The organism is Blautia sp. RTP21359st1_E11_RTP21359_211015, assembly GCF_040910705.1.
In the GTDB taxonomy this organism is placed as follows: domain Bacteria; phylum Bacillota; class Clostridia; order Lachnospirales; family Lachnospiraceae; genus Blautia_A; species Blautia_A fusiformis.
In genome coordinates, this window is sequence record NZ_JBDGAB010000083.1 from 1 (window position 1) to 13,588 (window position 13,588).

Genomic DNA, 13,588 nt, shown 5'->3' on the forward strand with positions numbered 1-13,588 from the left:
TATACATCCGACTTAGATGCAAAAATCTGAAATATGGATAATCGTCAGTGACAGAAAAATTCGTTTCAGGTATAATGAAACTAACTATGATATTGATATGGGGAAAGTAACAGAGGTGGATTTTTTGAAAGGACGAACTATGGAAGACAGATTATACAAGAAACTGGAAGCGTACGGTAAGAGTGATTTTTATCCGTTTCATATGCCGGGGCATAAGAGGAATCCGCTGGCTGTGGATGGGGATTTTCCGGTGGAGAGGGATATTACGGAGATTGACGGGTTTGATAACCTGCATCATGCTGAGGATATTTTGAAAAGGGCGCAGGAGGATGTCGCACGGCTTTATGGTGTGCCGGAGAGTTTTTACAGTATTAATGGAAGCTCCGGGGCGATCCTGGCGGCGGTGTCTGCGGCTGTGGATAAGGGGGGACAGATCCTGGTGGCAAGGAACTGCCATAAGGCGGTTTACCATGCGATTTATCTGCGGGAGCTGAGTGCCACGTATATTTATCCACATGAAGATCCGAAATTGGGGATAAACGGAGGAATTTCACCCGGCCGTGTGGAAATGTATCTGGCGGAAAATCCGGAGATCCAGGCGGTGCTGATCACTTCGCCGACTTATGACGGGATCGTGTCGGATGTGGCTAGGATCGCGGAGATCGCGCATCACTATGGTGTGCCGCTGATCGTGGATGAGGCTCACGGGGCGCATTTTCGGTTTTCGGATTATTTTCCGGTGTCTGCGGCGCAGCTTGGTGCGGATGTGGTGATCAACAGTGTGCATAAGACGCTGCCCTGTCTGACCCAGACGGGGGTGATCCACCTGTGCAGTGATCGTGTAAGCCGGGAAAAACTGAAGCGTTTTCTGGGAATCTATCAGAGCAGTAGTCCTTCTTATATTCTTATGAGCAGCATTGATGCGTGCATGGATAAGCTGGAGCGTGAGGGGGATGAGATGTTCCGTGTGTTTACGGAGAATCTGGAAAAAGCACGCAGGCGTCTTTCCGAGTGTAAGTATATCCGGCTGGTAACGCCGCAGGCCTGTGAGTGCCAGAGAGTTTTTGATTTTGACAGATCCAAGATATTGCTTTCTACTGTGGACAGTTCGCTGAACGGCCGGGAGCTGCATCAGATCCTCCGGAGGGAGTTTCATCTGGAAATGGAGATGGAGGCGGAGAATTATGTGCTGGCGCTGGCGGCTGTGGGTGATACGGCGGAGGGCTTTGAGAGGCTTTGTGATGCTATTGAAGAGATCGACCGCCGTGAATCGTTAAAATACAGAGAAGAGGCTGTGGAGAAGGAGCCTTTGAAAAACGGAAAAATGAAGCAGGTCATGCGGATCTCCCAGGCTATGGATGCGGAGAGTGAGCGGTGTCCGCTGGATGAGTGTATCGGACGGACGTCCGGGGAGTTTGCGTATCTTTATCCGCCGGGGATCCCGCTGATCGTTCCGGGGGAACAGATTTCTGGACATTTCGTAAAAAATGTGAGAAGATACCTGGAACAGGGCTTTGAGGTCCAGGGCCTGAGCGACCAGACCAGTGAGACGGTGTGTGTTGTGAGAAATGAGATGTGAGGTGCGTGGCAGCAGACGGATCTGTGTATTACGGATCAGAGCGTGTATAGTAACGCATATGCAGCAGAGGAGACATATGGGAAAGATTTTTTACATTATGGGAAAAAGCTCTTCCGGTAAGGACAGTATTTACAGACAGCTGGAGAAGGATCAGGAGCTGGGGCTTAAGCGGCTTGTGATCTATACTACCCGTCCGATTCGGGATGGAGAGGAGAACGGAAGAGAATATTTTTTTGCAGATGAGAATAAACTGAAGGAGTTCCGAAGAAACGGGAAGCTGATCGAGGCGCGTACTTATCAGACGGTTTACGGGCCGTGGACATATTTTACTGCGGATGACGGGCAGGTGTCTGTGGGTAATGACAGCTATCTGGGGATCGGTACACTGGAGTCTTTTGTGAGGCTCCGGGAGTATTACGGCAATGAAGTGATGTGGCCTATTTATATAGAGGTGGAAGACGGAGAGCGTCTGGAGCGTGCGCTTGCCAGGGAGAAGACCCAGGAGGTGCCGAAGTACGAGGAGATGTGCAGGCGTTTTCTTGCAGACCAGAATGATTTTTCCGAGGAAAATATTCTTAAAGCAGGTATATGGAAGCGTTTTGAGAATCATAATCTGGATGAATGTGTGAAGGAGATCGTAAATTATATAAAATCTGTACAATAAGGAAAAATAGTTTTTTTTATACAGAAGATTATGTTATAATTAGTTGAAAGATGTCCGCCGGGTATAACGGAGGGCACAAAAGGCAGAAAGAGGTGATTCTTATGGCAGGATTTCATGACATCATCGGCCATGACGATATAATCAGGCATTTGAAGAATGCGATAGAGACAGGGAAGGTATCCCACTCTTATATTTTTACAGGGGAAGCCGGTTCCGGCAAGAAGCTTCTTGCGGGGACTTTTGCGGCAGCGCTGCAGTGTGAATCGGGAGAGTCTGAACCGTGTATGACTTGTGATTCCTGTAAGAAGGTGATCGGCAAGAATCATCCGGATATCATTACAGTAATTCATGAGAAGCCTGGAAGCATCAGCATTGACGAGGTGCGTGACCAGGTTGTGCGTGATGTGGATATCAAGCCGTACTGCAGTCCGTATAAGATCTATATCATTCCGGATGCGGAGATGATGACGGTGCAGGCGCAGAATGCCATTTTGAAAACTATCGAGGAACCGCCGGAATATGCGGTGATCATGCTGCTGACAAGCAATATCGACAGTCTTCTTCCTACGATCCGTTCCAGATGTGTGCGTCTGGATCTGAAGGTGGTGGATGACAGTCTTGTGAAGGAATATCTGATGGAGCATCTTCAGGTGCCGGATTATCAGGCTGAGATCGATGCGTCTTATGCGCAGGGCAGTATCGGCAAGGCGAAGGAGGCTGCGACTTCTCAGGAGTTTGCAGATATGACTGCCAATGCCCTGAAGATTTTGAAATATGCCAATTCCATGGAGGTTTATGAGCTGACAGAGGCAATCAAGACTTTGACTGCTGATAAGAATAATATCAATGATTATCTGGATATTTTCCAGTTCTGGTTCCGCGATGTTCTGATGTTTAAGGCAACAAGGGAAATTGACAACCTGGTTTTTAAACAGGAGATTAATTTTATCAGAGAGCAGGCCAGCGAGCGTTCTTATGAGAATATCGAAAAAATCCTTGAGGCACTGGAGAAGACGAAGGTGCGTCTCCGTGCAAATGTTAATCTCGAACTTGCCCTGGAGCTCCTGTTCCTGACAATTAGGGAGAAATAGAATGGAAAAGGTAGTTGGAGTCAGATTTCGTAACGTTGGTAAGATTTATTATTTTAATCCTAAGAATTATAAGGTAAAGGTCGGCGATCATGTGATCGTGGAGACTGCCCGTGGTGTGGAGTATGGCCGTGTTGTCCTGGAGCCGCGCAGTGTGAAGGAGGACGAGGTGGTCCATCCGCTGAAGGAGGTTCTCCGTGTTGCAACGAAGGAGGACGAGGATCATGAGGCTGAGAACCGCCAGAAGGAGAAAGAGGCTTTTAAGATCTGTAAGAAGAAGATCCGTGAGCATGAGCTTGATATGAAGCTGATCGATGCGGAGTATACCTTTGATAATAACAAGGTGCTGTTTTATTTTACAGCGGATGGCCGTATTGATTTCCGGCAGCTGGTTAAGGATCTGGCGTCTGTGTTTAAGACCAGGATCGAGCTTCGTCAGATCGGTGTCCGTGATGAGACGAAGATCCTTGGAGGTATTGGTATCTGTGGAAGGACGCTTTGCTGTCATACGTATCTTTCGGAGTTTGCGCCGGTTTCCATCAAGATGGCGAAGGAGCAGAATCTTTCTCTGAACCAGACGAAGATTTCTGGTGTCTGTGGTCGTCTGATGTGCTGTCTGAAGAATGAGCAGGAGACTTATGAGGAGCTGAACCGGAATCTTCCGGGTATCGGTGATATGGTAACGACGCCGCAGGGTGTTTCGGGTACGGTCCAGAGTGTGAATGTTCTCAGGCAGATGGTTAAGATCGTGGTTGAGGTGAATGACGAGAAGGAGATCCAGGAGTTTCCGGTCCGTGATCTGAGGTTCCGTCCTAAGAGAAAAAAGGGTAAGGGTGGTTCTGCTGACCACGAGGAGAAAGAGGTTAAAAAGGGAGATTCGAAGCCGAATGAGAAGTGATCTGGTTTATTGCGGTGAGCGTGTGGATGATCTTCAGAATGGGTTGTTTGTGATCCAGGATCCGAAGAAGTTTTGCTTTGGGATGGATGCGGTTCTGTTGTCTGGTTTTGCCCGGGTGAAGAGGGGTGAGGTTGCGCTGGATATGGGGACCGGTACGGGGATCATTCCGATCTTGCTTTCTGATCGTACGGATGGGGAGCATTTCACGGGGCTGGAGATCCAGCATGAGTGTGCGGAGATGGCTGACCGTAGTGTGAGGTATAATGGTCTTGAGGACAGGGTTCGGATCGTTGAGGGTGATATCAGGGAGGCTGCCGGGATTTTTGGGGCGGCTTCTTTTGATGTGGTGACGTGTAATCCGCCGTATATGATCGGGCAGCATGGGTTGACGAATCCGCATCTTCCGAAGGCGATCGCGAGGCATGAGATTTTGTGTTCGTTTGATGATGTGGCTTGTCAGGCTGCCCGGGTCCTGAAGGACCGGGGGCGGTTTTTTCTGGTGCACAGGCCGTTTCGGCTTGTGGAGCTGATGGTGACTTTGACGAAGTATAAGCTGGAGCCTAAGAGGATGCAGCTGGTGTATCCTTTTATTGATAAGGAGCCGAATATGGTGTTGATCGAGGCTTGTAAGGGCGGGAATTCCAGGATCCGGGTTGAGCGGCCGCTGGTGGTTTATGAGCGGCCTGGGGTTTATACGGAGGATGTTTTGGAGTTGTATCGGATGGTGTGAATGTTGTGATATTGTGGCTTAGGGTGGCTGCCTGGTTGGTTGTTTGGTTGTGAGAGATTGGGAGGCTACTCGGGAGGTTTTGGGCCATCGGCGCTGCGCTGGATGGCTGGGAGGTAGTGGTGGCTGTGGTACTTCGGTTGGTGAAGGGACGGCGAGGGGAGGCAGGCTGAGATTCAAAGCGAGAGATCGCAACGCATAGTGCGCTGAGTATCGAAGAATACAGACATCTTGCCGAAAGTGAACCACAGAGAAAGTGAAGAAATAAAACAACATCGGCACAGCGTGGCGCGCTGAGTACCGAAGAATACAGGCATCTTGCCGGAAGTGAATCACAGAGAAAGTGAAGAAATAAAACAACATCGGCACAGCGTAGTGCGCTGAATACCGAAGCATACAGACACAAGTCAACAAATAAGAACAACGAATCCCTTGCACTACTTAAAAAAAGCCCAAGGGGTGTGCAGAGGGGGCGCGGCTTTGCGGCCCCTTTGCGGTTTTCAAAGTTCCCAAACTTAAACAAACCCCCGCGGTCAAGCGGAATATCCCCCGCGGTTAAGCGGAATATCCCCCCGCGGTTAAGCAAAACAACTCCCCCACGGCCAAGTGGAAAACAACTCCCCGCGGTCAAGCGAGAAAAGAGGCAAATATGAAACAAAACGGAAAACTATACTTATGCGCCACCCCCATAGGAAACCTCGAAGACATCACCCTTCGAGTACTAAGAACCCTTCGGGAAGTGGACTTAATCGCTGCGGAGGATACCCGCAACAGCATAAAACTTCTGAATCATTTTGATATAAAAACCCCCATGACCAGCTACCACGAATACAATAAGATCGATAAGGGCCATGTCCTCGTGGAAAAGCTGCTGGCGGGTACAAACATTGCGTTGATCACAGATGCAGGTACTCCGGGTATCTCAGACCCCGGGGAGGAGCTTGCCGCCATGTGTTATGAAGCCGGAATTGAAGTGACTTCACTTCCGGGTCCTGCTGCCTGTATCACTGCTCTGACTTTGTCAGGCCTGCATACCAGGCGTTTTGCTTTCGAGGCTTTTCTTCCGGCGGATAAGAAAGAACGAAAAACGATCCTGGAGGAGCTTTCCTGTGAAACCAGGACTATTATTCTGTATGAGGCACCTCACAGGCTTGTACGGACTCTTGGTGAGCTCAGAGAGGCGCTTGGCAACCGCCGGATGACTCTTTGCAGAGAGCTGACCAAGAAGCATGAGACGGCATTCCGGACTACGATCGATGATCTGATGGATTTTTATAAAGATGAGAAGCCGCTGGGTGAGTGTGTTCTTGTGATCGAGGGCAGGAGCCGCAGTGAGATGGAGGCGGAGAAGCGTGCTTCCTGGGAGGAGATTTCCATTGCGGAGCATGTGGCGATGTATGAGCAGCAGGGGAATTCCAGGAAGGATGCCATGAAGCTTGCTGCCAAGGATCGTGGTGTTTCCAAGCGGGATATTTATAAGGCGCTTCTGGATGGAGAAGATTCTGCTGAATGATCAGGTGTAATTGTGGTACGGATCGTAGGTAACGTGATCGTGGATGATTGAATAAGCTGCATACTGTGACCAAGGATTTTTGGGAACGTATGTGGCTTTTTTTTGTGGTAATAAAAAGTACTGTGCGGATTTTGTCGAAATGATTTGCTTGCAGTATAGACCATATTGTGGTAAGCTGATCTTATCAAAAATAAAAAGCAGTTCCGGGATTCTATGGAAATGCTGTAAAAGCATATTTTCTAAAAATAATCTTATTTTTCTATTACATTTCATATATCAGGCAGATTGCCTGTCATCTCAGAAAATTCATGCTTTTTTCCATTTTTCAGCAGGAGTTTTCAGATGAGGCTCCTTGAGATCAAAACAGAGGAGTCGTGTATGATCGTAAACAATAACAGAACAAACAGCTCTAACCTGCGGCAGTGGCATCCTGCATTTTTTGCTGATATCCAGATAGAACTGGAGGCAGAAAGGGAGAATCTGATTTTTGAGAATGAGCATCAGCTTGGGACGAAACCAATGGAGATCGATGCGCTTGTGATCAAAAAGAAATCAGATATCCCCATTAATAAAAACATAGGAAGGATCTTCCGAAAATATAATATCATTGAATATAAGAGTCCGACGGATTATATAAGCATCAATGATTTTTATAAGGTGTGTGGATATGCCTTTTTTTATAAAGCAGATACGGTAACTGAGGATGAAATCCCAATTGAGGAGATTACAATCTCTTTGGTAAGTAGGGCATATCCCCGGAAGATGCTCCGTCATTTGAGGGAGTTTTGGAAATGCCGGGTAAAAAAGATGGAAGAAGGAATTTATTACGTAACAGGATCTAAGATCCCAATCCAGGTCATTGTAACAGAGCAGTTGTCAAAGAAGAAAAATCTGTGGCTGAGAAGTCTGACTGATAGAATAAAAGATAAGGAAGATATGAAACGACTTCTCAATGAATACAGAGAAAAGCAGAAAAATCCTTTGTACGAATCAGTTATGCAGATGATCGTAAGGGCTAATGAAGAAAAATTCAGGGAGGCGGATTGTATGTGTGAAGCATTAAATCGGATCATACAGGATCAGATCGAGGAAAAGATAAGAAAAAGTTTACAGGCTGGCTATGATGAAGGGTATGGAATTGGAATGCAGGATGGAATAAAGGATGGAATGCAGCGGGGAATGCAACAGGGAATGCAGCAGGGAATGCAGCAGGGAATGCAGCGGGGAGAACATAGTATTAACAGTTTGATCCTCTGCCTTGCTGAGCTGGGGAGGACGTCTGATATTATAAGATCGGCATCAGATCCGGAATACCAGAAGAAATTGTTAAAGGAATTTGGGCTTTTGCCGGAGTAGCTGAATATTCCATATGTTTTAAGAGCATATTGTGCTATGTTTTGGGATTGCATTTAATAAGATACTTTTTTGCCTGTATTTCCTATGATTTTGCGTGGAAATACAGGCTTTTTTGTGCTATAATAAACTCTGTATTCGTATGTAAAAAATATTTATTTTACAGGTATAAATGACACTTCCGGAGCGGGTTTGAGAATTGCTTTCTGCAAAATGAAAATACAGTATTTCCTGAAATTAACAGATCAGTTTATCTTGTTCAGGATTTGATGTAATGATTTCTGAAGCTGCTATGGTTCTGCAGAAATGAATTTTCAAACACGTCCGGACGACAAGAACAGGAGGAATGACATGGGCGCAGAGAATACAGAATACGGCGCGGATCAGATCCAGATCCTGGAAGGACTGGAAGCCGTACGTAAGAGGCCTGGAATGTATATCGGAAGTACCTCCAGCCGTGGACTTCATCATCTCGTATATGAGATCGTGGATAACGCAGTCGATGAAGCACTGGCTGGTTTTTGTACAGAGATCCATGTAGATATCAATCCGGATAATTCCATTACAGTTACAGATAATGGTCGTGGTATTCCGGTTGGTATCAATCATAAGGCTGGTATTCCGGCAGTTGAGGTTGTATTTACCATTCTTCACGCAGGCGGTAAGTTCGGCGGTGGAGGATATAAGGTTTCCGGTGGTCTTCACGGTGTTGGTGCATCTGTTGTAAATGCACTTTCTGAATGGCTGGAGGTTACCATCTACCGAGAGGGTAAGGAATACAAACAGAGATATGAGCGTGGCAAGACTATGTATCCGCTGAAGGTGGTAGGTGACTGTGATCCGGGGCTTTCCGGTACGAAGGTTTATTTCCTTCCGGACAAGGAGATCTTCGAGGAGACTGTTTATGATTATGATATCCTGAAACAGAGACTTCGCGAGATGGCTTTCCTGACTAAGGGCCTTCGTATCGTACTGGAGGATAAGAGAGAGGGTCAGGAGCGTGAAAAGGTATTCCACTATGAGGGTGGTATCCGTGAGTTTGTAAGCTACCTGAACAGAAGCAAGGAGGCTCTTTACCCGGAGATCATTTACTGTGAGGGTGAGAAGGACGGCGTGTCTGTAGAGGTTGCGCTGCAGCATAATGACTCCTATACAGAGAACACATATGGCTTTGTAAACAATATCAATACACCGGAGGGCGGTACACATATTACCGGTTTCCGTAATGCGATCACCAATACATTTAATGATTATGCACGTAAGAACAAGCTTCTCAAGGACAGTGAGCCGAACTTAAGCGGTGATGATATCCGTGAGGGCCTGACTGCAATCGTCAGTGTTAAGATCGAGAATCCGCAGTTTGAGGGTCAGACCAAGCAGAAGCTTGGAAACAGTGAGGCAAGAGGTGCGGTAGACAGTGTTGTAAGTAAACAGCTGGAGATTTTCCTGGAGCAGAATCCTGCAGTTGCCAAGGCTACCGTTGAGAAATCTGTTCTTGCACAGAGAGCCAGAGAGGCAGCCAGAAAGGCACGTGACCTTACAAGAAGAAAATCCGCACTGGACAGCATGTCGCTTCCGGGAAAGCTTGCAGACTGTTCTGACAAGAATCCGGAGAACTGTGAGATCTATATCGTAGAGGGAGATTCCGCGGGCGGTTCTGCCAAGACAGCGAGAAACCGTGCCACACAGGCAATCCTTCCGCTGCGTGGTAAGATCCTGAATGTTGAGAAGGCACGTCTGGATAAGATTTACGGAAACAAAGAGATCAAGGCAATGATCACTGCCTTCGGAACCGGAATCCATGAGGATTTTGATATTTCCAAGCTTCGTTATCACAAGATCATCATTATGACCGATGCCGATGTTGACGGTGCACATATCGCAACACTGCTTCTGACCTTCCTGTATCGTTTCATGCCGGAGCTGATCAAGCAGGGATATGTATACCTGGCGCAGCCTCCTCTCTATAAAGTGGAGAAGAACAAAAAGGTATGGTATGCATATGACGATGATGAGCTGAACAATATCCTTACCGAGATCGGACGTGACGGAAACAATAAGATCCAGCGTTATAAAGGTCTGGGTGAGATGGATGCCGAGCAGCTCTGGGAGACTACTATGGACCCTGAGAAGAGAATCCTTCTCCGTGTGACCATGGACGAAGCTGCCACATCTGAGATCGATCTGACATTTACCACTCTTATGGGAGACAAGGTAGAGCCAAGACGTGAATTTATCGAAGAAAATGCAAGATTCGTTAAGAATCTTGATATCTAGGAGAATAAAGAAGAATGGAAGATAATATTTTTGACAAAGTCCACGAAGTGGATCTGGAAAAAACGATGAAGGAATCTTACATCGACTATGCCATGAGTGTTATCGCCTCACGAGCTTTGCCTGATGTAAGAGACGGTCTGAAGCCGGTACAGCGCCGAGTTCTGTACTCTATGATCGAGCTGAATAATGGTCCTGACAAGCCACACAGAAAATGTGCGCGTATTGTCGGTGATACCATGGGTAAATATCATCCGCACGGTGACAGCTCCATCTATGGTGCGCTGGTCAATATGGCTCAGGAATGGTCCACAAGATATCCGCTGGTTGACGGACATGGAAACTTTGGTTCCGTGGATGGTGACGGTGCGGCTGCCATGCGATATACAGAGGCACGTCTCAGCAAGATATCCATGGAGATGCTTGCTGACATCAACAAGGATACGGTTGATTTTCAGCCGAACTTTGATGAAACAGAGCGTGAGCCGGTTGTGCTTCCGGCACGTTTTCCGAACCTTTTGGTAAACGGTACTACAGGTATTGCGGTAGGTATGGCAACCAATATTCCGCCGCATAACCTTCGTGAAACTATCAATGCAGTTGTTAAGATCATTGACAACATTGTAGAAGAAGACAGAGAAACAGCTATGGAGGAGCTTCTTGAGATCGTAAAGGGACCGGACTTCCCTACAGGAGCGACCATCCTCGGAACGAGAGGGATCGAGGAAGCTTACCGTACCGGACGTGGCAAGATCCGTGTCCGTGCGGTGACGAATATCGAGACTTTGCCAAACGGTAAATCCCGTATCGTGGTTACCGAGCTCCCGTACCTTGTAAACAAGGCACGTCTGATCGAGAAGATCGCAGAGCTTGTCCGTGACAAAAAGATCGACGGGATCACAGACCTGAACGACCATTCCAGCCGTGAGGGTATGCGAATCTGTATTGATCTTCGTAAGGATGCCAATGCCAACGTGATCCTGAATCTGCTTTACAAGCATACACAGCTGCAGGATACTTTTGGTGTGATCATGCTTTCTCTTGTTCCAAATCATGGAAGTATGGAACCGAAGGTTCTGAACCTGAAAGAGATGCTGGAGTACTATCTGGAGCATCAGGAGAATGTAGTTCGCAGAAGAACACAGTATGATCTTAATAAGGCACAGGAGAGAGCCCATATTTTGGAGGGCCTTCTGAAGGCACTTGATAATATTGACGAAGTGATCCGCATCATCCGTGGTTCCCGCAACGTACAGATCGCCAAGCAGGAGCTGATCGACCGTTTTGAGCTGACAGATGTGCAGGCACAGGCGATCGTGGATATGCGTCTCCGTGCACTGACAGGTCTGGAAAGAGAGAAGTTGGAGGCTGAGTATGCAGAGCTTATGGAGAAGATCCGCAAGTTCCAGGCAATCCTTGCTGACCGCAAGCTCCTTCTCCGAGTGATCCGTGAGGAGATCCTTGCCATTGCAGAGAAATACGGCGATGACAGAAAGACTTCCATCGGATACGATGTATATGATATCTCTACAGAGGATCTGATCCCGAGAGAAAATACAGTGATCGCAATGACAAAGCTTGGTTATATCAAGCGTATGACCGTTGACAACTTCCGCAGCCAGAACCGTGGCGGCAGAGGAATCAAGGGTATGCAGACGATTGAGGATGACTATATCGAAGAGCTTCTGATGACGACAACGCACCATTATCTCATGTTCTTTACTAATACAGGACGTGTATACAGACTGAAGGCATATGAGATCCCGGAGGCCGGTCGTACAGCCAGAGGAACTGCGATCATCAATCTTCTGCAGCTTGCACCGGGAGAAAAGATCACAGCTGTGATCCCGCTTCGTAAATATGAAGAGGGTCATTATCTGATGATGGCCACCAAGAAAGGCCTTGTGAAGAAAACTCCGATCAAGGATTACGAGAATGTCCGTAAGACAGGTCTTACAGCAATCGTTCTCCGTGATGATGACGAGCTGATCGAGGTTAAGGCTACTGATAATAACAAAGATATTATTCTTGTGACCAGGGACGGACAGTGTATCCGCTTTAAGGAAACGGATGTCCGCAGCACAGGCCGTGCGTCCATGGGAGTAAGAGGTATGAATCTTACTGACGGTGATGAAGTTGTTGCCATGCAGCTGAACACTCAGGGAGATTATCTGCTTGTAGTTTCCGAGAACGGAATGGGCAAACGTACAGCTATGAGTGAGTTCGTTGTCCAGAACCGTGGCGGTAAGGGTGTGAAGTGCTACAAGATCACCGAGAAGACCGGAAATGTTGTCGGCGCCAAGGCTGTCAACGAAGAGAACGAGATCATGATGATTACTACAGAGGGTATCATTATCCGTCTGCAGTGTGCAGATATCTCTGTTCTTGGAAGGATCACCTCCGGTGTGAAGATGATCAATCTTACAGAAGGCGTAACCGTTGCAAGTATCGCCAAGGTAAGAGATAAAGATCCGGAAGCAGATACAACTACCGAAAAAGCTGACGGAGAAACCGGCGATAACGAAGAAGGCTCTGCAGAGGAAGCTGTCACAGGCAGTGAAGAGGAATAAGGTCGAGGATAAGTCATGACGACGACAAAGAAAAAACGCAGAAAAAAATCAGTAAAGAAGCTGAAATACTCTAATAAAAAACTGAATTTTGTCCACATTGCGACACTGGCGGGGATCATTCTGATCCTGCTGGTGATCGTTCTGGCGGCCAGGGGTTGCGGAAAGATCAGCCACAGAACTCCGGAGGGGGTTGTGGAAGGCTACATCAAAGCGGCAGCAGCAGGCAAGAATAAAAAGATGCAGAGCTGTTACAGTGCGGATAAGTTATCGGATGAGGCGAAAACAGAGATTTCCTCCACGATAAAATATTTTCAGGCCCATGGAGTAAAGGATGTAAATATCGACAGCTGTGGCTCCATTTCTGAAAACAAAAATTATTCTTATGTTTATATCCGCTATAATCTTGTTCTGGAGAACGAGCAGGAATATCCATGTATCAGTACCTATCTTGTAAAGATCCAGGACAAAAAGTATTATCTGTATGCGCCTTCTGAGATTTCAGATAAGATCAGCCAGCAGGCTGCCAAGGATTATCAGAAATTTATGACTACGAAAACCTATACAGATTATACAAAAGCTTATGAGGTTTTTCTGAAAAAGAATCCGGGATACGAGGATAAGATCGCAGGGAAACTGAACGGATAAAGCAGAGGCGGGAGGATGTAAGAATGAAGAGGATTTTGCTGATGGTGCTCAGAAATATAGTCTTTGTTCCTTACTGGTGGATCAAGCTTTGCTGGTATGCAGCACATACAGATGATTATCCGGAAGAGAAGAAATACGCATTCCTGAGACTGGTAGATGAGCATGCCATTGAAGGCGGAAATATCCATATTGATGTGCATGGAGCTGAAAATATCCCAAAAGAAAAGGGGTTTATGTTTTTTCCGAATCACCAGGGACTGTTTGATGTGTTGGCGAT

The 13,588-nt window shown here is 47.0% G+C and carries 10 protein-coding genes and 1 pseudogene; all 11 read left to right on the forward strand.

Going from position 1 to position 13,588, the window contains the following annotated elements; translation table 11 throughout:
* Positions 1 to 139 precede the first annotated feature (139 nt).
* Positions 140 to 1,579 (forward strand): aminotransferase class I/II-fold pyridoxal phosphate-dependent enzyme, encoded by a 1,440-nt coding sequence (locus AB5026_RS17835; protein WP_368214073.1) that lies wholly within the window; start codon positions 140 to 142, stop codon positions 1,577 to 1,579.
* Between the two features lie 76 nt (positions 1,580 to 1,655).
* Positions 1,656 to 2,243, forward strand: coding sequence for a guanylate kinase (locus AB5026_RS17840; RefSeq protein ID WP_129975817.1), 588 nt, complete (start codon positions 1,656 to 1,658; stop codon positions 2,241 to 2,243).
* Positions 2,244 to 2,344: 101 nt separating this feature from the next.
* The gene (gene holB, locus AB5026_RS17845) at positions 2,345 to 3,334 is read left to right on the forward strand and encodes a DNA polymerase III subunit delta' (protein WP_368214074.1); all 990 of its coding nucleotides are present in this window, start codon (positions 2,345 to 2,347) and stop codon (positions 3,332 to 3,334) included.
* Between the two features lies 1 nt (position 3,335).
* The gene (locus tag AB5026_RS17850) at positions 3,336 to 4,229 is read left to right on the forward strand and encodes a stage 0 sporulation family protein (RefSeq protein WP_015526579.1); all 894 of its coding nucleotides are present in this window, start codon (positions 3,336 to 3,338) and stop codon (positions 4,227 to 4,229) included.
* Complete coding sequence (locus AB5026_RS17855) at positions 4,219 to 4,959, forward strand: tRNA1(Val) (adenine(37)-N6)-methyltransferase (protein WP_288245759.1); 741 nt, start codon at positions 4,219 to 4,221, stop codon at positions 4,957 to 4,959. The genes AB5026_RS17850 and AB5026_RS17855 overlap by 11 nt, the downstream gene beginning before the upstream one ends.
* Positions 4,960 to 5,605: 646 nt before the next feature.
* Positions 5,606 to 6,469: a 16S rRNA (cytidine(1402)-2'-O)-methyltransferase gene (gene rsmI, locus AB5026_RS17860; protein WP_092072414.1), complete on the forward strand. Its 864-nt coding sequence runs from the start codon at positions 5,606 to 5,608 to the stop codon at positions 6,467 to 6,469.
* A 378-nt stretch (positions 6,470 to 6,847) separates the two neighbouring features.
* On the forward strand, positions 6,848 to 7,825 hold the full coding sequence (locus AB5026_RS17865) for a 3-isopropylmalate dehydrogenase (protein ID WP_110104099.1): 978 nt from the start codon (positions 6,848 to 6,850) through the stop codon (positions 7,823 to 7,825).
* A 348-nt stretch (positions 7,826 to 8,173) separates the two neighbouring features.
* The gene (gene gyrB / locus AB5026_RS17870; RefSeq protein ID WP_015526581.1) at positions 8,174 to 10,099 is read left to right on the forward strand and encodes a DNA topoisomerase (ATP-hydrolyzing) subunit B; all 1,926 of its coding nucleotides are present in this window, start codon (positions 8,174 to 8,176) and stop codon (positions 10,097 to 10,099) included.
* A 14-nt stretch (positions 10,100 to 10,113) separates the two neighbouring features.
* Positions 10,114 to 12,666, forward strand: a complete 2,553-nt coding sequence (gyrA, locus tag AB5026_RS17875; protein ID WP_173723259.1) for a DNA gyrase subunit A — start codon at positions 10,114 to 10,116, stop codon at positions 12,664 to 12,666.
* 15 nt (positions 12,667 to 12,681) lie between these two features.
* Positions 12,682 to 13,311 (forward strand): hypothetical protein, encoded by a 630-nt coding sequence (locus AB5026_RS17880; protein ID WP_022426760.1) that lies wholly within the window; start codon positions 12,682 to 12,684, stop codon positions 13,309 to 13,311.
* A 23-nt stretch (positions 13,312 to 13,334) separates the two neighbouring features.
* Positions 13,335 to 13,588, forward strand: a pseudogene (locus tag AB5026_RS17885) (1-acyl-sn-glycerol-3-phosphate acyltransferase); the annotation flags it as partial.

What these genes read in the sequence shown, in the direction of transcription:
- rsmI (WP_092072414.1), top strand. Translation starts at nt 5,606, where the DNA reads ATGAAACAAAACGGAAAACTATACTTATGCGCCACCCCCATAGGAAAC.
- AB5026_RS17840 (WP_129975817.1), top strand. Translation starts at nt 1,656, where the DNA reads ATGGGAAAGATTTTTTACATTATGGGAAAAAGCTCTTCCGGTAAGGAC.
- AB5026_RS17855 (WP_288245759.1), top strand. Translation starts at nt 4,219, where the DNA reads ATGAGAAGTGATCTGGTTTATTGCGGTGAGCGTGTGGATGATCTTCAG.
- AB5026_RS17850 (WP_015526579.1), top strand. Translation starts at nt 3,336, where the DNA reads ATGGAAAAGGTAGTTGGAGTCAGATTTCGTAACGTTGGTAAGATTTAT.
- gyrA (WP_173723259.1), top strand. Translation starts at nt 10,114, where the DNA reads ATGGAAGATAATATTTTTGACAAAGTCCACGAAGTGGATCTGGAAAAA.
- holB (WP_368214074.1), top strand. Translation starts at nt 2,345, where the DNA reads ATGGCAGGATTTCATGACATCATCGGCCATGACGATATAATCAGGCAT.
- AB5026_RS17865 (WP_110104099.1), top strand. Translation starts at nt 6,848, where the DNA reads ATGATCGTAAACAATAACAGAACAAACAGCTCTAACCTGCGGCAGTGG.
- gyrB (WP_015526581.1), top strand. Translation starts at nt 8,174, where the DNA reads ATGGGCGCAGAGAATACAGAATACGGCGCGGATCAGATCCAGATCCTG.
- AB5026_RS17835 (WP_368214073.1), top strand. Translation starts at nt 140, where the DNA reads ATGGAAGACAGATTATACAAGAAACTGGAAGCGTACGGTAAGAGTGAT.
- AB5026_RS17880 (WP_022426760.1), top strand. Translation starts at nt 12,682, where the DNA reads ATGACGACGACAAAGAAAAAACGCAGAAAAAAATCAGTAAAGAAGCTG.